17 protein-coding genes are annotated in these 18,393 nt (G+C 66.1%); 9 read left to right on the forward strand and 8 right to left on the reverse strand.

The window, feature by feature from the left end; all coding sequences use genetic code 11:
• Positions 1 to 140 precede the first annotated feature (140 nt).
• Positions 141 to 1,838, forward strand: coding sequence for a glycosyltransferase family 4 protein (locus tag ACQY8M_RS35430; protein WP_428666596.1), 1,698 nt, complete (start codon positions 141 to 143; stop codon positions 1,836 to 1,838).
• 104 nt (positions 1,839 to 1,942) lie between these two features.
• Here ACQY8M_RS35430 and ACQY8M_RS35435 read toward each other — a convergent pair whose 3' ends face one another.
• Positions 1,943 to 2,290 carry a RidA family protein gene (locus tag ACQY8M_RS35435; RefSeq protein WP_428666599.1) on the reverse strand — a complete coding sequence of 116 codons (348 nt, stop codon included), beginning with the start codon at positions 2,288 to 2,290 and terminating at the stop codon, positions 1,943 to 1,945.
• A 40-nt stretch (positions 2,291 to 2,330) separates the two neighbouring features.
• Entirely contained in the window at positions 2,331 to 2,681 is a 351-nt protein-coding gene (locus ACQY8M_RS35440) for a RidA family protein (protein WP_428666602.1), read from the reverse strand.
• A 127-nt stretch (positions 2,682 to 2,808) separates the two neighbouring features.
• Here ACQY8M_RS35440 and ACQY8M_RS35445 point away from each other — a divergent pair, with 127 nt between their 5' ends.
• Positions 2,809 to 4,002 carry a CaiB/BaiF CoA transferase family protein gene (locus tag ACQY8M_RS35445; RefSeq protein ID WP_428666605.1) on the forward strand — a complete coding sequence of 398 codons (1,194 nt, stop codon included), beginning with the start codon at positions 2,809 to 2,811 and terminating at the stop codon, positions 4,000 to 4,002.
• Between the two features lie 14 nt (positions 4,003 to 4,016).
• The gene (locus ACQY8M_RS35450; RefSeq protein WP_428666608.1) at positions 4,017 to 4,862 is read left to right on the forward strand and encodes an amidohydrolase family protein; all 846 of its coding nucleotides are present in this window, start codon (positions 4,017 to 4,019) and stop codon (positions 4,860 to 4,862) included.
• A 39-nt stretch (positions 4,863 to 4,901) separates the two neighbouring features.
• On the opposite strand, the gene ACQY8M_RS35455 is transcribed toward ACQY8M_RS35450, so the two are convergent.
• The 3 genes from ACQY8M_RS35455 to ACQY8M_RS35465 all read right to left on the reverse strand — a co-directional run bounded on the left by ACQY8M_RS35455 (position 4,902) and on the right by ACQY8M_RS35465 (position 7,665).
• Complete coding sequence (locus ACQY8M_RS35455; protein ID WP_428666611.1) at positions 4,902 to 6,485, reverse strand: peptide chain release factor 3; 1,584 nt, start codon at positions 6,483 to 6,485, stop codon at positions 4,902 to 4,904.
• Positions 6,486 to 6,533: 48 nt separating this feature from the next.
• Positions 6,534 to 7,013: a GNAT family N-acetyltransferase gene (locus ACQY8M_RS35460; protein ID WP_428666613.1), complete on the reverse strand. Its 480-nt coding sequence runs from the start codon at positions 7,011 to 7,013 to the stop codon at positions 6,534 to 6,536.
• 265 nt (positions 7,014 to 7,278) lie between these two features.
• Positions 7,279 to 7,665, reverse strand: a complete 387-nt coding sequence (locus ACQY8M_RS35465) for a hypothetical protein (protein WP_428666616.1) — start codon at positions 7,663 to 7,665, stop codon at positions 7,279 to 7,281.
• Positions 7,666 to 7,973: 308 nt separating this feature from the next.
• Between ACQY8M_RS35465 and ACQY8M_RS35470 the strand changes: the two genes are divergently transcribed.
• Together ACQY8M_RS35470 and ACQY8M_RS35475 are read left to right on the forward strand one after the other, a co-directional pair.
• Complete coding sequence (locus ACQY8M_RS35470) at positions 7,974 to 8,948, forward strand: ABC transporter substrate-binding protein (RefSeq protein ID WP_428675582.1); 975 nt, start codon at positions 7,974 to 7,976, stop codon at positions 8,946 to 8,948.
• 33 nt (positions 8,949 to 8,981) lie between these two features.
• A complete protein-coding gene (locus ACQY8M_RS35475; RefSeq protein ID WP_428666619.1) occupies positions 8,982 to 10,808 on the forward strand; it encodes a cache domain-containing protein in 1,827 nt (608 codons plus the stop codon).
• 29 nt (positions 10,809 to 10,837) lie between these two features.
• On the opposite strand, the gene ACQY8M_RS35480 is transcribed toward ACQY8M_RS35475, so the two are convergent.
• Positions 10,838 to 11,128 carry a LacI family DNA-binding transcriptional regulator gene (locus ACQY8M_RS35480; RefSeq protein ID WP_428666622.1) on the reverse strand — a complete coding sequence of 97 codons (291 nt, stop codon included), beginning with the start codon at positions 11,126 to 11,128 and terminating at the stop codon, positions 10,838 to 10,840.
• 93 nt (positions 11,129 to 11,221) lie between these two features.
• On the opposite strand from ACQY8M_RS35480, the gene ACQY8M_RS35485 reads away from it, so the two are divergent.
• The gene (locus tag ACQY8M_RS35485) at positions 11,222 to 12,802 is read left to right on the forward strand and encodes an ABC transporter substrate-binding protein (protein ID WP_428666624.1); all 1,581 of its coding nucleotides are present in this window, start codon (positions 11,222 to 11,224) and stop codon (positions 12,800 to 12,802) included.
• Between the two features lie 31 nt (positions 12,803 to 12,833).
• On the opposite strand, the gene ACQY8M_RS35490 is transcribed toward ACQY8M_RS35485, so the two are convergent.
• Both ACQY8M_RS35490 and ACQY8M_RS35495 read right to left on the reverse strand, forming a co-directional pair.
• Complete coding sequence (locus ACQY8M_RS35490; protein WP_428666626.1) at positions 12,834 to 14,774, reverse strand: primary-amine oxidase; 1,941 nt, start codon at positions 14,772 to 14,774, stop codon at positions 12,834 to 12,836.
• 334 nt (positions 14,775 to 15,108) lie between these two features.
• Entirely contained in the window at positions 15,109 to 15,855 is a 747-nt protein-coding gene (locus ACQY8M_RS35495) for an SDR family NAD(P)-dependent oxidoreductase (protein ID WP_428666629.1), read from the reverse strand.
• Positions 15,856 to 15,950: 95 nt separating this feature from the next.
• Here ACQY8M_RS35495 and ACQY8M_RS35500 point away from each other — a divergent pair, with 95 nt between their 5' ends.
• Genes ACQY8M_RS35500 through ACQY8M_RS35510 form a run of 3 tightly spaced genes read left to right on the forward strand, consistent with a single transcriptional unit; the run spans position 15,951 to position 18,384 of the window.
• On the forward strand, positions 15,951 to 16,904 hold the full coding sequence (locus ACQY8M_RS35500) for an SMP-30/gluconolactonase/LRE family protein (RefSeq protein WP_428666632.1): 954 nt from the start codon (positions 15,951 to 15,953) through the stop codon (positions 16,902 to 16,904).
• 25 nt (positions 16,905 to 16,929) lie between these two features.
• Positions 16,930 to 17,994: an Ldh family oxidoreductase gene (locus ACQY8M_RS35505; protein ID WP_428666634.1), complete on the forward strand. Its 1,065-nt coding sequence runs from the start codon at positions 16,930 to 16,932 to the stop codon at positions 17,992 to 17,994.
• Positions 17,995 to 17,997: 3 nt separating this feature from the next.
• Positions 17,998 to 18,384, forward strand: coding sequence for an alcohol dehydrogenase catalytic domain-containing protein (locus tag ACQY8M_RS35510; RefSeq protein ID WP_428666637.1), 387 nt, complete (start codon positions 17,998 to 18,000; stop codon positions 18,382 to 18,384).
• Positions 18,385 to 18,393: the final 9 nt, after the last annotated feature.

The following is an 18,393-nucleotide window of genomic DNA, read 5'->3' on the forward strand; positions in this document are numbered from 1 at the left end:
TGATTGCAGCGAAGGACTTGTGGTATCGACCGAAGGCGCCGCTTCGGAAGATCGTCACCAGGGAGTCGCCGATAGCGCTCGAAACATCGTGCTCCGCGGCTGCAAGCCCGCACAGACCTGCTTTCGCTTTCACAGATGCCATGACATCGTCCCCGCCGCTGGCTAATGCCACCCTCTTCTATGCACTTGATGGCTTTTCGACGAGTGGTCCGAGGCTGATGGGACGGCAAGCTGCGGGCGAAGGCTTTCTCAAGGGGTTCGCGCGCCATGCCAAGGTCGAACGGTTCTACTGCGCCGTCAATCACCAGGAGGAGGCGCAGCATTTCGCCCGCACGGTTCGTGACCTGGGGAGGGCCGAGCCGATAGAATGGCTGTTGCGGGCCGAGCCGGCGGGTCTGGTCCAGTCGGGCGCGCTCCATGTACCGGATCCGAACCTCAGTTCCCACGCCTGGCGTCGCCGCCGCATCGACCAGCGCGCCTATTCCATCACCGGCATAACCCACACGACCGCTTCGATGCGCGGCATGGACTTGATCACCGAAATGCTCACGGCTCCCATCCAGGAATGGGATGCTCTGATTTGCACCTCGACGGTCGTCCGCGCGACCGTCGAACTCCTGCTGGATGCGCAGGCCGAGTTCCTGGCAGCGCGTCTTGGTGCCACGCGGTTCGTGCGGCCCCAGCTTCCCATCATTCCGCTCGGTGTCGATACGAAAGCCTTTGCGCCGGATCCGGCGTTGCGCGCGCAATGGCGGCAGCGCCTCGGCATTGCCGAGGACGAGATTGCAGCGTTGTTCTTGGGACGCCTCAGCTATCATGCGAAGGCGCATCCTTTCCCGATGTATGCCGGCCTCGAGCAAGCGGCCCGGGCGACCGGACAACGCGTCCATCTGATACAGGCAGGCTGGTTCGCCAACACGTCCATCGAAGACGCGTTCAAGGCCAGTGCCGCCGAATATTGCCCGTCAGTGCGTTGCCATTTCCTCGATGGAAGGGCCGCGGATGTGCGTTGGCAAATCTGGCAGGCGGCTGACCTCTTCACCTCACTTTCGGACAATATTCAGGAGACCTTTGGGCTCGCCCCGGTGGAGGCGATGGCCGCCGGGTTGCCGAGCGTCGTCAGCGACTGGGACGGCTATCGCGACACCATTCGTCAAGGAATAGACGGGATCCGGGTTCCTACCATGATGCCGCCGGCCGGGCTCGGAGATGACGTTGCCTACCGCCACGCCGCGGGGGCCGACAACTACGACACCTACTGCGCTTCCTCCAGCCAGTTCGTGGCGATCGATCCCCAGGCTTGTGCCGCCGCCTATGCACGGTTGTTTGCGGATCCGCCACTTCGGCGCCGGATGGGAGCAAATGCCCGGCAACGCGCCGTCGAAGAGTTCGACTGGCGGCTGGTCGTGGCACGCTACCAGCGGCTTTGGGCTGAGCTGGCAGAACGCCGCCGTATGGGCGTCGAATCCGCGCAACGCCTCGAAGGACGCTCGGCTCAGCCTGCGCGGATGGATCCCTTCAAGCTCTTCGCGAGCTATCCGACCGATAGCCTTTCGAGCAATCATGTCATCGCCGCCACCGACGCGATGACACCGCAGGCCATCGACAGGTTTCTGCAATCGCCGCTCTTCGAATTTGCCCGCACCAAGCTACCACCGACTGAGGACTTGAATCGTCTGCTCGACCAACTGAAAGCGAGCGGCGCCGGCACCGTGGAAAACGCCGTCGCGAACTGGCCGGAACAGCAGCGGGGCCGCGTCGTGCGCAGCCTGGTCTGGCTGGCGAAGCTTGGCCTTGTCCGGATTGGTCAGCCACGAAATGCCAGCGGGCAATCGTAGGTCTGCCGTCCGGAGCCGAATGAGCTGGAACGGAGAGTGGCCGCTCTTCCAGAAAAAAGGGCCGGCAACTGCCGGCCCTTTGTCGTAGTCGCGAGCGTGGTCCTTCAGATCGCGGCCTGCACCATGATCTCGACCTTGAGCGCCGGGTTGGCGAGCTTCGCCTCGACCGTCGCACGCGCGGGCGCGTTGCCGGGCGACACCCAGGCGTCCCACACCTCGTTCATCTGGCCCCAGGTGCCGATGTCGGTCAGCCAGATGTTGGCCGACAGGATCTTCGACTTGTCGGTGCCGGCTTCCTTCAGGAAATGGTCGATCTTGTCGAGGATCTGCTTGGTCTGGCCCTTCACGTCGGCCTTGGCATCGTCGGCGGTGAGGCCGGCGAGATACACCGTGCCGCCGTGCACCACGGCGCTGCTCATGCGCGGGCCGGCATTGATTCGCTTGACGCTCATAGTCTTCTCTCCTCCGTAAAACGGCGCAGACCTTAGCAGACTAGGTGGCGGCGACGACCATGATTTCGACCTTCATCCTCGGGTCGTTCATCTTGGCCTCGACGGTCGCCCGCGCCGGCGTCCGGCCGGGGACGACCCAAGCATCCCACACCGCGTTCATGGCGGCGAAGTCGCCGATGTCGGCGAGCCAGATCGTCGCCGTCAGGATCTTCGTCTTGTCACTGCCGCCCCTGGCGAGCAACGAGTCGATCTCCGCCAGCGCTTGCGTCACCTGGCCGGCGATGTCGAGGCCGGTGTCCTCCGGGATCATGCCGGAGCAGTAGATGCGGCTGCCATGGACGCTGGCCTCGCTCATGCGCGGGCCGGGATCGATTCGGGTGATGTCGGTCATGCGCCAACCGTAGAGCACATTCCCACGGTTCGCGATAAGCTTCCAATGGGAGGACAATCATGACCAATCGAGAAGACATAGCCCCATGACCATCCGCCGGCCCCCCATTCAACGGCCATTGGACGGGATGCTCGTCCTCGATCTCGGGCAGATCTACAATGGTCCCTATTGCGGCCTGCAGCTCAGCTTCATGGGCGCGCGCGTCCTCAAGATCGAGCCCCCGGAGGGCGACGTCGTGCGCCGCCGCAAGCGCGAGGTCGAGCCCTATCCGCTGGTCATGCTGAACTCCAACAAGGAGTCGGTGGTGCTCGATCTCAAGCAGCCGCGCGGCAAGGAGATCTTCCTCGCGCTGGTCGAGAAGGCCGATGTGCTGATCGAGAACTTCGCGGCCGGCGTGATGGACCGTCTCGGGATCGGCTACGACGTCTTGAGCAAGCTCAACCCGCGCCTGGTGTATGGCGGCAGCTCGGGCTTCGGGCTCGACGGCCCCTATCGCGATCTCGCCGCGATGGATGTCACCATCCAGGCGATGAGCGGCATCACCAACGCCACCGGCGACGCGGACGGGCCGCCGACCAAGGCGGGCGCCGCGGTCTGCGACTTCCTCGCCGGCATCCATCTCTGCGCCGGCATCCTGGGCGCTCTGGTGCAGCGCGAACGTACCGGCCAGGGCCAGCGGGTCGAGGTCGCCATGCACGAGGCGGGCGTGATCGCGCTCGCCTCGGCGCTCGGCGCCGTGATGGACGGCGACGTCAACGTGCCCGACCGCACCGGCAACCGTCATCCCGCGCTCGCCATCGCACCGTACAACACCTACCCGTGCAGCGACGGCTATGTGGCGATCTTCACCGCCGCCGAGCGGCACTGGCAGTCGATGTGCCAGATGCTGGGCCGCAAGGATCTGGCCGAGCATCCGGACTATTCGACCACGCCGGGCCGTGCGAAGCGCATGCAGGAGATCGACGACATCGTCTCGGCCTGGACACTCGGACGCACCAAGGCCGAGGTGCTCGCGCTCCTCAACGAGGCGCATGTGCCATGCGCGCCGGTGAAGACGGCGCGCGAGGTGGCGAGCGATCCGCATCTCGAAGCGCGTGGCTTCTGGGTCGATACCGACCATCCGCGCCGCGGCAAGACGCGCGTGCCGATCTCGCCGATCCGCCTGCATACCGGCGGCAAATCGGAGATCCGCCGGCCGGCACCGACGCTCGGCCAGCACACGGACCTGGTGCTTGCCGAGATGCTGGACCTCAAGGCTGACGAACTCGCGACTCTGCGCGCCAGCGGTGTCACCCTGCCGGTAACGGAACGGAAAAAATAAGGAGGAGATGTCCAATGCCAATCATCGATTCGCAGGTCCACGCCTACGAGGCGAACACACCGAAGCGGCCGTGGCACAACGTGCCGAACTGGCCCGACCATGTCACCGGCGACGAGATGGTCGCGGCGATGGACAAGGTCGGAGTCGACGGCGCGATCTTCATCTCGGCCTTCTCGCTATACCAGTACGACGCGAGCTACGCGGTCGAGGTGCAGCGCGCACATCCCGGCCGCATGGCCATCGTCAAGCCGGTCGACCCGGACAACCCCGGCGTGGCCGACGTCGTCGCTGAGTGGAAGAAGACTCCGGGCGCCGTCGGCATCCGAATCTTCCTGCGGGACGAAGAGAAGCGTGCCGCCGACGATCCCGGGTTCGACCGCATCTGCAAGGCGGCCGTGAAATACGATCTCCCGGTCAACTTCCTGTTCTGGGGCCGGGTCGATGAGGGAATGCAGATCATCGACCGCCATCCCGACACGCGCTTCATCGTCGACCACCTCGGCATCCTCCAGCCACGTGTCCCGCCGGCGCCGGCAGAACCCTGGGCCGACCTGCCCAAGATCCTTGAGCTCGCGAAGCGCCCGAACGCCGTGATCAAGGTCAGCGGCGCCTGCACGCTGTCGAAGGCGCCATACCCGTTCCCCGACATCTGGGATCCGCTGAAGCGCGTGTTCGATGCCTGGGGCTTCGAGCGCTGCCTGTGGGGCACCGACTGGACGCGCGCCTTCGCCGTCGTCAACTACGAGCAGGCGGTGAAGCCGTTCCTGGAGACCAAGCGCCTCAGCGACTCCGAGCGCGCCATGCTGATGGGCGGTGCCTGCACCAAGGCCTACGGCTGGTCACCGACCAAAGGGTCATGATCTTCCGGACCGCGAGCGTCTCGCTCGCGGTCCGGAAGACTAAGACCGCTCGCGGATGTCGGAGAACTTTATCTTCGGGCTCTTCTCGGCGATGTAGCCCAGCTCCCAGGCGTTGCGCGCGAGGAAGACCGGAGAGCCGTCGCGGTCCTCGGACATGCCGCCGCGGTTGGCCGACATGAAGGCTTCGAGGTCGGCCTTGCTCTCGGCCGAGATCCAGCGCGCGGTCTCGAACGGCGCGGGCTCGAGGTCGATCATCACCGAATACTCGGCCTCGACCCGGGTTTTCAGCACGTCGAGCTGCAGCTCGCCGACCACCCCCACGATATTGTCGCCGCCGATCACGCGGCGGAATACCTGGGTCACGCCCTCCTCCGCAAGGTCGTCCAGCGCGCGCTTGAGCTGCTTGGACTTCATCGGGTCCTCGAGCCGCACGCGGCGCAGGATTTCCGGCGCGAAGTTCGGGATGCCGGTGATCTTGATCGTCTCGCCCTCGGTCAGCGTATCGCCGACCCGCAGCACGCCATGATTGGGGATGCCGATGATGTCGCCCGGCCACGCCTCGTCGACGATCTCGCGCTCGCGGGCGAAGAACAGGATCGGCGAGTTGACCGACAGCACCTTGTTGGTGCCCATCTGGGTCAGCTTCATGCCGCGCCGGAACCTGCCGCTGCACAGCCGCAGGAATGCGATGCGGTCGCGGTGGTTGGGGTCCATGTTGGCCTGGACCTTGAACACGAAGCCCGAGACCTTGGGCTCGGTCGGCTCGATGGCGCGCGGCTCGGCCGGTTGCGGCCGCGGCGGCGGCGCCCAGGCGGCCAGCGAGTCGAGCAGCTCCTTCACGCCGAAATTATTGTAGGCGCTGCCGAAGAACACCGGCGTCAGATGGCCGGCACGATAGGACTCCATGTCGAACGCCGGATAGCCCATGCGCACCAGCTCGACCTCCTCGGCGAGGGCCGGGTCGGCGATGCTGTAATTCTCGATCACCTCGCCGATGCGGCTGCGGTCGGTGTTGTCGAACACCAGCATGCGGCTGTTGGCGAGATCGTAGGTGCCCTTGAAGCCGTGGCCCGAGCCGATCGGCCAGGTCATCGGCGAGACGTCGAGCGCCAGGGTCGAGGCGATCTCGTCGAGCAGCTCGATCGGATCCTTTGTCTCGCGGTCCATCTTGTTGATGAAGGTGATGATCGGCACGTCGCGCAGGCGGCAGATCTCGAACAGCTTGCGGGTGCGCGCCTCGATGCCCTTGGCGGCATCGATCACCATCACCGCCGAATCGACGGCGGTCAGCGTGCGGTAGGTGTCCTCGCTGAAATCCTCGTGGCCCGGCGTGTCGAGCAGGTTGAACACCGCGCCGCCGTACTCGAAATGCATCACCGAGGTGGTGACCGAGATGCCGCGCTGCTGCTCGATCTTCATCCAGTCCGAGCGCGCCCGCCGCGCCTCGCCGCGCGCCTTCACGGCCCCCGCGACATGGATCGCGCCACCGAACAGCAGCAGCTTCTCGGTCAGCGTCGTCTTGCCGGCGTCAGGATGCGAGATGATGGCGAAAGTGCGGCGCAAGCCGGCAGGGTGGCCGGCAAGCGTAGCATCGGACGCAAGGGAGATCGTGGAATCGGGCACTTCTTGAACCTTCGGGGTGCGTGGGCGTAGCCGAGGGGCCGAATGGCGTCAACTCTCGCCGCCCCAGAGTTGCTTGCTCATATAGACTGTTGTGCCGCCGCCGAAATGCGGCTCCGTCCGGTCGATGCGGAAGCCGACCGATTGGTAGAGCCGCACGTTGCTTGCGAAGGCCTGGTTGGTCAGCAGGCGCAGTTCCCCCAACCCCGCGCTCTTCGCCTTCGTTTCGGCATGAGTCAGCAGATGATGCCCGAGGCCCTTGCCCTGGTGCTCGGGCGCGACCGCGATGTTCTCGATGAACAGGTGATCGGCTGTCAGGAAGACTTCGATCAGGGCACGCAGATCGTCGCCGGCATAGAGCAGATCGATCTCGTGCTCGTGCACGGCCTTCTCGTAGTCGGCCTTCATCGGCAGCGGTTCGCGGCCGATTGCGGGAATCCATTGCGCATAGGCCGCCCGCGTCAGGCTCCGCACGGCATCGGCATCGCGCGGACCGGCTCTCCTGATCCGCAATTGACTGATGTTCGACATGACACTCTCCCTTCGGGCAACAAAAAACCCGCCGACTTGGTAGTGGCAGGGTTGCTGGGCTTGATGAGGCGGAAACGACGGACGATCAGCGATCTCCTCGTCGTCGACGCCACAGCGACCCAACGCCCTGCACCGGGGTGCAAAGTCGGCGTCGGTTCACGGGCCGGCGGAGAGTACGGGACATCGTCTTATGGTTGGCGGGATCGGCCCGAGGGTCAAGCAAAGAACGGCGCTCGCCGCCGAAGCGGCGAGCGCCCCCGTCATCCTAGCTCCGTGGCGGCAGATCGACCTTCGCGTCTTTGAGGGCCCGTTCGAGGTCGGCGATTCCGCTGCTGTCGCCGGCCCGGCATTTCGCGGCGGCGACATTGGCCGCGACGTCGGTCGAGAGCATGCCGCCGTGCTTGCCGAACTTGTTCAGGAAGGTGTCGTAACGCGTGACCAGCGCGCCGCAATACTGGATGTCGGTCAGCGGCGCCGCGGCCTGCTGACGAACCGGCGCCTGGCTGTCGCCGCACGGGACGCCGACATAGGTCACCTTCTCGGTCGACCATGTCTCCGGGCCGCAGCCCGAAGGCGAGGGACTTGTCTGGCCATGCGCAACGGCGCATGGGCCCAGCAACGCGATCACTGCAACTGAGAGTGCACGAGTCATGGTGGAGCTCCTTTCCTCCTCCCCCGATTCTCCCGCGCCCATTAGGCGCCTATTGCCTGACAATCTGCTGACAGGGCGCGCGAAAATATCGCCACGATCATTCAGGTCCTCGCGCAGCGTTTCGCGGTCGAGCCGTTCCGTCCCGACTGCGCTGGCGGCGAAAAGCGCCCGTCCGGGGGCTCTTGCAAAAGTTGTGTGGCTGAGCCAATTGCAGACGCCATGCCACTGGGGCGCGATTGCGCGGGTTGGCGGGAAAGAGAGACACCTTGCGCTTCATGCCTCGCGCCATTGCCAAGGCCGCCGGTCGGATGGGCCGGCGCGATTTCATCGCCCTCGTCGGGTGTGCGTCGGCCTCGGCCGTCCCGGCCCGCGCGCAGACCCTGCCGGTCATCGGCTATCTCGGCTCGGAATCCCCGGAACGCTACGGAAGTCGCCTCAAGGCCTTCCGCCGGGGATTGGCAGAAGCGGGGTACGTGGAGGGGCGCACGGTCGCCATCGATTTTCGCTGGGCCGACGGTCAATACAGCCGGCTGCCGGCACTGGCAAAGGAACTGGCTGGGCGTCAGCTGTCCGTGATCGTGGCGCCGGGCGGCGCCGAGGTCGCGTTCGCAGCGAAATCGGCAACAGCGACGATCCCGATCGTCTTCGAGATGGGGGGCGATCCCATCGCGCTGGGCTTGGTCAGCAGCCTGTCTCGCCCCGGCGGCAATCTTACCGGCGTGTCGAGCCTCAGCGTGGAGGTCTCGCGCAAGCGCCTGGAGTTCATGCGCGAGGTGCGCCCGGACAGCAAGACATTTGCCGTTGCCCTCAATCCGAACAGCCCGACCTCGAGCACGCAATTGAAGAACCTCCAAGTCGCGGCGGAGACCCTCGGGGTGGAATTGGCCGTGCTGAAAGCCAGCACCGAGCAGGAGTTCGACTCCCTCTTCACCGCCGTGAACCAGTCGCGCATGGGCGGCCTCGTCTTCAGCTCAGATCCCTACTTCGCATTCCGCAGCCAGCAGCTCGCCGCGCTCGCGGCCCGCTACGCCGTGCCGGCGATCACCCAATCGCGCGACTTTCCGCTCGCCGGCGGCCTGATGAGCTACGGCGGCGATTTCGATCAGTCCCACCGTCACTCCGGTCTCTACGCTGGACGCATCCTCAAGGGCGAGAAGCCGGCCGACCTGCCGGTGCAACGCGTGACCAAAGTCGAGCTGTTCATCAATCAGAAGGCCGCCGACGCGCTCGGTCTCTCCTTCCCGCCCTCGCTTCTGGCCAGCGCCGACAGGGTGATCGAGTGACCTCGCCGGCCGTTCACCGCGCGGGCTGAGACGATGTCCGACCGATCTGTCGCTCCGCGACCTGTCGCTCCGCGACCTGTCGCTCCGCGCAGCTCGCTGTTCACGAAGTATTTCTGCGCCTTGTTCGCGGCGGTCGTCGCGCCCCTTCTGATCGCGGGCGGGAGCGAGGCGTGGTTCGGCTATCACGACCAGCGCGCCCGGCTGAACGACCTGTTGGACGCAGAAGCCAGGTTGGCGGCGTCGAAGATCCAGGACTTCATCCAAGGCATTCGCGATCAGCTCGCCTGGACGGTGCAATTGCCCTTGTCGGAGAATACCGGCGACCGGCACAGGCTCGACGCCCTGGGCCTGCTCCGCCAGGCACCGGCCGTGATCAGCCTCAGCCTCGTCGATGCCGCCGGGAAGGAACGCCTGTTCGTGTCGCGCATCGGCCTGAACCGGATCGGGAGCGGTGACGACCACCCGGCAAGGCCCGCCGTGCTGGGCGCCCGTTCGGATGGGGTCTGGTTTGGCCCGGTCACGTTCCAGTACGGCTCGGAACCGTTCATGACCATCGCGATCGCGGGCAACCGCTCGGCCGTCGGAGTAGCTGTCGCCGAGGTCAACCTGAAATTCATCTGGGAGGAAATCTCGGCAATCCGGGTCGGGCGCACCGGCGAGGCGTTTGTGCTCGACCTGCCGGGAAGGCTCGTCGCCCATCCGGACATCAGCCTGGTGCTGCGGGCCGACGAAACCGCGGCGCAACCCCTCCGGACCCTGCGCGATGCCATTCGCCTCACAGGTCCCGGCCAGGCAGCCACGGGCCAGGACCTTGCGGGAAGGACGGTGCTGGCGGCAATGGCCCAGATTCCCGGCGTGGATTGGAGCGTCATCGTCAAGCAACCCCTCACCGAGGCATACAGGCCGATCTACGCAGCGCTCTGGCGCACGGCAGCATTGCTCGTCGCCGGTGCGGTCTTCGCCGCAGGGCTCGCCTATTGGTTGACCCAGCGCATGGTGGGCCCCATCCGTGTGCTGGAGGACGGCGTCGCGCGAATTGGTGCGGGGCAATTCGACCACCGGATCAGCCTCGCGACCGGCGACGAATTCGAACGGCTCGCGACCCGGTTCAATGCGATGGCCGGCGAGCTTTCGGTCTCGCAGGAGCGCTCCGAACGCATCAGCCGGCTCAAGCGCTTTCTCGCACCGCAGGTGGCCGAGCTGGTCGACCGTATCGGCGACGATCGCGTCCTCGACGGGCGGAGGGTCGAGGTGGTCGTGGTGTTCTGCGACCTGCGCGGCTTCACTGCCTTCTCGGCGCGTGCCGAATCCGAAACCGTCCTCGCCGTGCTGCGTGAATACTACGATGCACTGGAAAAGGCGGTCAGCGCCCATGAAGCGACGCTCATTAATTTCGCCGGCGACGGCGCGATGGTGCTGCTCAACGCGCCGGTCTCCTGCTCAGATCCGGCATTGCGCGCCGTCAAGATGGCACAGGACATGCAGTCGAACGTGCAGAAGCTCCTGACCGGCTGGCGTGCGCTCGATCCCCGGCTTGGCTTCGGCGTGGGACTGGCCATGGGACCGGCTACCGTGGGGCAGATCGGCTCCGAGGGCCGCCTCGACTACACGGCGATCGGCAGTGTCGTGAACCTTGCATCGCGCCTGAGCGACAGTGCGGAAGATCGCGAAATCCTCATCGATCGCGTCGCCGCCCACGCAATCGGTTCGAGCTTGCCTCTCGTTGAGCTGCACCCTTTGGCCTTGAAGGGCTTCGATCGGCCTGTTCCCGTATTTGCCCCTGTCACGCGCTCATCCGCTGCTCGTGACCCGTCGGAGCTGGTCGGCACGGATCCCTCCAACCGCCCCGCTCTGTTTTGAGCATTTCTGGCGAGAAAGTGGGGCAAACATCAATTCGCGGTCGGCGCGCAGGACTCGCGCAGCACGAGATCGACGGGCAGCAGGGCGCGGGACTGCGCTAGCGGATGTCGTCGTCTTCCAGGAGATCGCGTCCGCAGGCTGCGCGCCAGGAAATCGGGCTGGTAGCCCAGAGTGCTGGCCGCTGCCGCCACATCGCGTGCCACGCGCGCGCTCACGTTCTTTCCACCGTTCAGGGCGCGCGACACCGAGCTGAGCGAGACGCCGGCAACGCGCGCAACGTCACGAATCGTAACGCCCCATTTAGAAACGATCTCTTCCATGAATTCCCGCATCTATTGACTCTCGACGCCGAAATGACAACGTTCGTGGAAACGTTCTCAAAAACGATCAAGAACCACTCTGGGAGACGAAACGTGTTCAAGATAAATCGCCGTGCCTTCGCGGCCGGCAGTGCTGCCCTCGCCCTCGTGCCGGGCGTCGCCAGCGCCCAGACCAAAAAGCTCCTGCGCTTCGTACAAAACGGCAACCTGACGATCCTCGATCCGATCTGGACGACGGCGTATGTCACGCGCGACCACGGCTACATGATCTACGACGTGCTGTTCGCGACCGACGAGGCCGGCGCGATCAAGCCGCAGATGGTCGACAAGCACGAGGTCTCCGCCGACAAGACGCTGTGGACCTTCACCCTGCGCGACGGCCTGGAATGGCATGACGGCAAGCCGGTGACGGCCGAGGATTGCGTCTCCTCGCTGAAGCGCTGGCAGGCCCGCGACCCGATGGGCCAGAAGCTGGCGGACTTCGTCGTCGAGTGGAAACCGGTCGACGCCAAGACCTTCACCCTGAAGCTCAAGGAACCTTACGGACTGGTGCTCGACACTTTGGGCAAGCCCTCGTCCAACGTGCCGTTCATGATGCCCAAGCGGATCGCCGACACCGATCCGTTCAAGCAGATCGACAGCCAGATCGGCTCCGGGCCGTTCATCTACGTCAACGCCGAGTCAAAGCCCGGCGAGAAGCACGTCTACGTCAAGAATCCGAAGTACAAGCCGCGGCCGGAGGCCGCCTCGGGCCTCGCCGGCGGCAAGATCGCCAAGGTCGACAGGGTCGAGTTCATCGACATGCCCGACTCGCAGCAGCAGGTGAATGCGCTGATCGCCGGCGAGATCGACATGGTCGAACAGGTGCCGCACGACCTGATCCCGATCCTGAAGAAGGACAAGGGTGTGCAGATCGTCAACTGGAACCCGCTCGGCCAGCAGTTCGTGCTGCGCATGAACCATCTGACCAAGCCGTTCGACAATCCCAAGATCCGCCAGGCCGCGCTGCTGTGCATGCGTCAGGAGGACTATCTCAAGGCAACGGTCGGCGAGCCCGAGTTCTACAAGGTTTGCACCGCCGCCTTCGTCTGCGGCACGCCCAATGCCGTCGAGATCCAGGGCGACCTGCTCACCAAGCCGAACTTCGAGAAGTCCAAGGCGCTGCTCAAGGAGGCGGGCTACGACGGCACACCGGTGGTGCTGATGCAATCGACGACCTTGCCGGTGCTGACCAACATGGCGCCGGTGACCAAGTCGCTGCTCGAGCAGGGCGGCTTCAAGGTCGACATGCAGTCGATGGACTGGCAGACGGTCGTCACCCGCCGCGCCAAGAAGGATCCGTCCGACAAAGGCGGCTGGAGCGCCTTCCACACCTACGCCATCGCCGCCGATATCCTGAACCCGATCGCCGCCAACTTCACCGTCGCCAACGGCGACAAGGCGTGGTTCGGCTGGCCCAACGATCCGGAGATGGAGAAGCTGCGCGACGCCTACTCCAAGGAAACCGATCCGGCCAAGTCCAAGGCACTGGCGGCGGCGGTGCAGAACCGCGCGCTCGAGACGGCGCAGTACGCCTGGCTCGGCCAGTGGTACGGACCCGGCGCCGCGCGCAGCAATGTGGTCGGCTGGCTGAAGGCGCCGGTGACCGTGCTGTGGAACATCGAGAAGAGCTGACGTCCGCGCCGACTTTCAATCGACTACGCCCTCAGTCGACGCAGCAGCTCATGCTGCTCTTGGCCGGCGGGACGTCGAGAGCCGGGTTCTCGGTGAAGAATCCCGCGGGATGGAGCGCGAAGCCAGCCGTGATCACGGGCTGGACCGGGAAATCCTCGGGGCGGGGAATGTGGTGCAGGCCGAAGCTGTGCCAGACTACGATATCGGTATCGACCAACGACCGGTCGGCAGCCGTCCAGGCCGGCAAGCCGTCGCCACCACTGCTCTGGTTGGGATAGCGACCGGCCGCGTGGATCTCGTCGGGATGATAGGCGGTGACCCAGAGCTGCCTGGTCATGAAGGCGGCGCGCCGGGCCACCGACGATTGCGGGCTCGCGAAGGCAGGAACCGGACTGAGCGGCAGCAGCTTGTAGGCAGTGGGCTGCCCCAGCTTGTTGCGCGCGTCGGCACTCTCGATCTTCCAGAAGCGCGCGGCATTGAAATCGACGGTGCGCTGCGCTGCTAGCTCGTTGGCGAGAATGCTCTCGCGGATCGTGAAGGCGTTGCCATGCGGATTGTCGGGCCCGACCGGCAACGCGACCGTGTCGACCTCGACCACCCGGTTGCGCTCGCCGTCGACCGCCACGTCGAGGCGCATGTTGAAGATGTGCTGATGGTAGTGCGCATAGACTCCAGGCGACACGATCGTGCCGTAGTTCGGCTGCTCGCCCGGCTTGAGGCCGGCGGTGTTGACGATCCCGGTCGCCTTCATCTCGAAGTGGATCGAACCGTCCTGGTGGAAATACCAGAACGAGCCGTACTCGTAGTTGCCGACCGTCGAGATCGACGACACGACCAGCCGGCGCGCGCGCCGCACATCGACCTCGCCGGTGAACAGGTCGGTGTGCTTCCACAGGATGCCGAAATCCTCCTCGTGCAGGCACACCGCGCTCGGGATGCAGTACGGTTCGCCCTTGCTGTCGGCCAGCCACGCGTCGAAGTAGCGGATCACGCCCAGGCAGTCGCAGCCCAGCGTGAGCGAGTTGGCCAGCACGCCGATGCCGTACTCGCCGACATCGAAGGCGTTCTTGCGGAAGTGGCCGCCGCCCGGATGACCGTAGGGCACGACCATCTCCGACAGGGCGGCGCGATGCAGCACGGGACGCAGCCGGCCACCGTCCTCGTAGCCGATGGCGTGCAGCACCAGGCCCTCGCGCGCATTGAAGCCGACCCGCAGGCGCCACTTCTGCCAGCGCACCTCGTTGCCCTCGACAGTGAAGCTGGGCCCGTCCGCCTGCACGATCTCCAGCGGCTTCACGTCAGTGCGATAGACGGTGCGGTAGCGCGCCGCGTAGTTGCGGTCCTCCCGCGGCACGTCGGCCGGCCCATGGTCGTCGATGCGCAGGACCTCGGCGCGGTCGAGATCGACCACGGCGCACAGCCCCTCGATCGGATGGGCGTAGGGGTTGTCGTTCTTCTCGCTGCGATACCAGCAGAAGGTATGGCAGAGCCGCCTGCCCTCTTCGTCCGGCAGGCCGTAGTTGCCGGCCGACCAGGGATCGACCTGGACGTTCTCGAAATCGGCGATGCCGCGCTTGGCGAGCGCCGCCCGAAAGCGCGGATCGGCCCGCGCGACTTCTCCGACCAGCGTGATGTCGTCGATCAGGATGCGCGGCCGCACGCCCGGCACGTGCCGCCAATCGACGACCTTGTCGGCGACGAGATCGACCCGTGCCTCGAAGACCTGGCCATTTGTGCGGTCGAAGGCGCAGACGAAGGCCTCGCGCGGGAAGGCGGTCCCGGGCTGGAAGCCGTGCACCACGCTCTTCTCGGGTTCGTGAAGGGTGATGGTCTCGAACATCATGCCTGCCCCGAGATCGTGCGCACTGCGGACGGCGGCCGACGCGCGCCGGATCTCGTCCGGCGTCAGCGGATCGAGCGGATGATTGGGCGCGGAGATCGTGCGGGCTTCGGCGACGACAGCGTCAGGCATGGGGTCCTCTCTCCACGTTCGATGGAGCGTACCCGACGCCGAGGACGAGCGCTAAGCGACTTTAAGGACCAGACCTGACCGCAGCCAAGTCTCGACACGCCACGTCGATGCTCGTCCGAAACTCCGGCGCGGTAGCGCCGTCGCGTGCGTGGATCGACAGGCCCTGCAAAAGGGCGGCGACGTAGCGGGCGAGCGACTGGGCGGCGGTCTTGTCGACCCTGCGCTCCAGCACCGGGGCAAACGCCGCGCGCCGGCACACGCGGCACGGCGCGCGACGCCGACTTCTACGGATTCCAGGCCGCGAGCGGCCTTGCCCTGCTGCGCAAGCCGGGGGCTAGAGGCCTTGGGCGCCCGCGACGGCGATCGTCTGCCCGGTGACCCACGCGGCCAGCGGCGAGGCGAGGAACAGCGCCACGTTGGCGACTTCCTCGGGCAGGCCCATGCGGCCGAATGGGATCGAGTTCAGCGTGCCATTGTAGAGCGCCGGGTTCTCCATCTTGCGCCGGTCCCACAGGCCGCCAGGGAATTCGATCGAGCCCGGGGCGATGCAGTTCACCCGGATCCGGTCCTTGGCATACATAGCCGCCTGCGTGGTTGTGTAGTGGATCACCGCCGCCTTGATCGCGCCGTAGGGCGGTTGCCGTCCCGCGGGATGGAGCGCGGCGATCGAGGAGATGTTCACCACGCTGCCCTGCGACTGGCGCAGCGCAGGCAGCGCTTCCTGTGTCGCGTGCACGATCGACAGCATGTCGACCGCCAGGCTGCTGGTCCACCCCTTGTCGTCGTCCGACGAGCCGAAGGCCGAGGCATTGTTGACCAGGAAGTCCACGCCGCCCAGGGCAGCGATTGCGTCCTTCACATAGCCGCGCACCGAATCGCCCCGGGCGAGGTCGGCGCTGGCGGCATGGGCCTTGTGGCCGTGCCTGGCGATCTCGGCGCGGGTTTCCTCCAGCGTCGTGACGTCGCGGGCGCAGATCGAGACATCGCCGCCGCAGGCTGCGAAGCCCAGTGCGATCGATTTGCCGATACCGCGGCTGCCGCCGCAGACAATGGCCTTCTTGCCCGTGAAGTCGATTTTCATGATGCGATCTTTCCCGCGGTCGTTCTGTTCGACGCAGTTTGCAGACCGGCGCGTATCGGTGTCCACTCCGGCAAATCCGTGGAGAGAAGGCGTATATGACTCAAGGACAATCGCGCTGGGAATCGTCGGCGCCGATCCGCTATCCGGATCCCAACATCGTCGTGCTCGATCCGCGCTTCCAGCATCTCGTCGTGCCGATGGCTGCGATCGAGCGGATCGCCACCGGCTTCCGCTTCACCGAAGGGCCGGCCTACTACGGCGACGGCCGCTACCTGCTGTTCTCCGACATCCCCAACGACGCGCTGCTGCGCTGGGACGAGATCACCGGCGCAGTCGCCACGCTGCGCAACCCGGCAGGCTATCCCGACGGCAACACGCGCGACCGGCAGGGCCGGCTGCTGAGCTGCGAGCTGGGCAGCCGCACGCTCACCCGCACCGAGCACGACGGCAGCGTGACGGTGCTGGCCGATTCCTTCGAGGGCACGCGGCTCACCGGCCCCAACGATGTGATCGTGAAGTCCGACGGCTCGATCTGGTTCAGCGACAACGGCGCCGGCATCCGCGGCAACTATCTCGGCGACAAGGCCAAGCAGGAGATGCCGTTCCGCGTCTATCGGCTGGATCCCGTTACCGGTGCGCTCACCATCGCCGTGGGCGACATGGAGCGGCCGAACGGGCTCTGCTTCTCGCCCGACGAATCGCGCCTCTATGTCGTCGACACACCGAGCGGCACCAAGACCACGCACGTCTACGACATGGTTGACGGCAAGCCCGTGAACGGCCGTCTGTTCTTCGACGACACGCCGGGCTTCGCCGACGGCATCCGGTGCGACACCGACGGCAACGTCTGGTGCGGCTTCTCGGGCGGACCGGACCACGACGGCGTCGCCGTATTCGCACCCGACGGGACGCTGATCGGCCGCATCCTGTTGCCGGAGCGTTGCGCCAACCTCTGCTTTGGCGGCCGCAAGCGCAATCGCCTGTTCATGACCGCGAGCCAGTCCGTCTACGCGCTCTACGTCGAGGCTCAAGGCGTCGCCGGCGGCTGACATCTTCAAATTGGAGAACAACTGAATGCCTGCGTCCTATGCGACCCATCGAAAGCAGCTCCAGCTCATCCTGCAGGCCTGGGGTATGCCGGAGGAAACCGCCGAAAGCACCGCCGAGATCATGAGCTGGGCGGACTTGCACGGAATCGACACGCACGGCATCTCGATGGTGCCGCCCTACGACGAACGGCGCCGCGCCGGAAAGATCGACATGCGCGCCGTTCCGAAGGTGGCCCGCGAGACCCCGGTGTCGGCGCTGATCGACGGCGGCGGCGGCCTTGGCCATCCCAATGCGCGGCGCGCGATGGAGCTCGCCATCGACAAGGCGAAAGCGACCGGCATCGGCGTCGCGGCCGTGCGCAACTCGGCGCATTTCGGCGCCTGCGGCTTCTATGCGCTGATGGCGGTCGAGGCCGGGCTGATCGGCATGGTCACCACCTCGGCGAGCGGCATCCAGGTCTCGCCGACCAACGGCGCTCAGGCCCGCCTCGGCACCGATCCGATCGCCTTCGCCGCCCCCGGCAAGCCGGGCGAACCGTTCCTGCTCGACATGGCCACGACCACTGTGGCCGCCGGCAAGATCCGCAACAAGGCGAACGAGGGCCTGGCGACGCCCCCGGGCTGGCTGGTCACCAAGGACGGCCAGCCCAGCACCGATCCGCTCGAGGTCAGCAAGGGCGGCTTCATGACTCCCCTCGGCGGCACGCCGGAGGGCAGCAGCCACAAGGGTTACGGCCTCGGCGCTATGGTCAATATCTTGTCCTCGGCGCTGTCGGGCGCCTGCATGGTGACCGACCCGATGCACACCAAGAAGCCGGGCACCATGGATATCGGGCATTTCATGCTGGCGATGGATCCCGGCCTGTTCCGCGATGCCGCTGATTTCCGCGCCGACGTCACGGCCTTCTGCGACACGCTGCGCGCCACCAAGCCGGCCGATCCGGCCAAGCCTGTTATGGTCGCCGGTGATCCGGAACGCCGCACGGCGGCGCGGCGGCGGGAAACCGGCATCCCTGTCGGCCCCGGCCTCCTCGCCAAGGTGAAAGCGGTCGCGCTTGCCTCGGGCGCCGAGTGGATTATGGAGCGCTGACCGTTGAAGGCGGTCCTGGTCACGCGCTTCGGGTCGGCAGCGGAGGTCGCCGACGTCGCCGACGTCGCCGACGTGCGCGACCCGGGATCTCCCGGCCCTGGCCAGGTGTTGCTCGACATCCTGGCCGCGCCGATCAACCCGTCCGATTTCCTCGTCTTCCAGGGACGCTTCGGCGCCACGCCACCGTCCCTGCCCGCTCCCGCCGGCGGCGAGGCGGTGGGACAGGTCGCGGCGCTCGGCGAGGGCGTCACCAACCTGAAGATCGGCGACGGATTCTCGCGCTCCATGCCGGGCGCGGGAACTGGCGCCAAAGGGTGCTGGCGCCTGCCGCCGGCGTTCGAGCGCTGCCCGCCGCGGCGGACCCGCTACAACTGGCGATGCTGGCGGTGAATCCGGCGA

The sequence above is a fragment of the Reyranella sp. genome (genome assembly GCF_965279465.1).
Lineage (GTDB): Bacteria > Pseudomonadota > Alphaproteobacteria > Reyranellales > Reyranellaceae > Reyranella.

Excerpts from the sequence above, each read along its gene's own strand:
- ACQY8M_RS35430 (WP_428666596.1), top strand. The coding sequence starts at position 141 with ATGACATCGTCCCCGCCGCTGGCTAATGCCACCCTCTTCTATGCACTT.
- ACQY8M_RS35435 (WP_428666599.1), bottom strand. The coding sequence starts at position 2,290 with ATGAGCGTCAAGCGAATCAATGCCGGCCCGCGCATGAGCAGCGCCGTG.
- ACQY8M_RS35440 (WP_428666602.1), bottom strand. The coding sequence starts at position 2,681 with ATGACCGACATCACCCGAATCGATCCCGGCCCGCGCATGAGCGAGGCC.
- ACQY8M_RS35445 (WP_428666605.1), top strand. The coding sequence starts at position 2,809 with ATGCTCGTCCTCGATCTCGGGCAGATCTACAATGGTCCCTATTGCGGC.
- ACQY8M_RS35450 (WP_428666608.1), top strand. The coding sequence starts at position 4,017 with ATGCCAATCATCGATTCGCAGGTCCACGCCTACGAGGCGAACACACCG.
- ACQY8M_RS35460 (WP_428666613.1), bottom strand. The coding sequence starts at position 7,013 with ATGTCGAACATCAGTCAATTGCGGATCAGGAGAGCCGGTCCGCGCGAT.
- ACQY8M_RS35465 (WP_428666616.1), bottom strand. The coding sequence starts at position 7,665 with ATGACTCGTGCACTCTCAGTTGCAGTGATCGCGTTGCTGGGCCCATGC.
- ACQY8M_RS35470 (WP_428675582.1), top strand. The coding sequence starts at position 7,974 with ATGGGCCGGCGCGATTTCATCGCCCTCGTCGGGTGTGCGTCGGCCTCG.
- ACQY8M_RS35475 (WP_428666619.1), top strand. The coding sequence starts at position 8,982 with ATGTCCGACCGATCTGTCGCTCCGCGACCTGTCGCTCCGCGACCTGTC.
- ACQY8M_RS35480 (WP_428666622.1), bottom strand. The coding sequence starts at position 11,128 with ATGGAAGAGATCGTTTCTAAATGGGGCGTTACGATTCGTGACGTTGCG.
- ACQY8M_RS35490 (WP_428666626.1), bottom strand. The coding sequence starts at position 14,774 with ATGCCTGACGCTGTCGTCGCCGAAGCCCGCACGATCTCCGCGCCCAAT.
- ACQY8M_RS35495 (WP_428666629.1), bottom strand. The coding sequence starts at position 15,855 with ATGAAAATCGACTTCACGGGCAAGAAGGCCATTGTCTGCGGCGGCAGC.
- ACQY8M_RS35500 (WP_428666632.1), top strand. The coding sequence starts at position 15,951 with ATGACTCAAGGACAATCGCGCTGGGAATCGTCGGCGCCGATCCGCTAT.
- ACQY8M_RS35505 (WP_428666634.1), top strand. The coding sequence starts at position 16,930 with ATGCCTGCGTCCTATGCGACCCATCGAAAGCAGCTCCAGCTCATCCTG.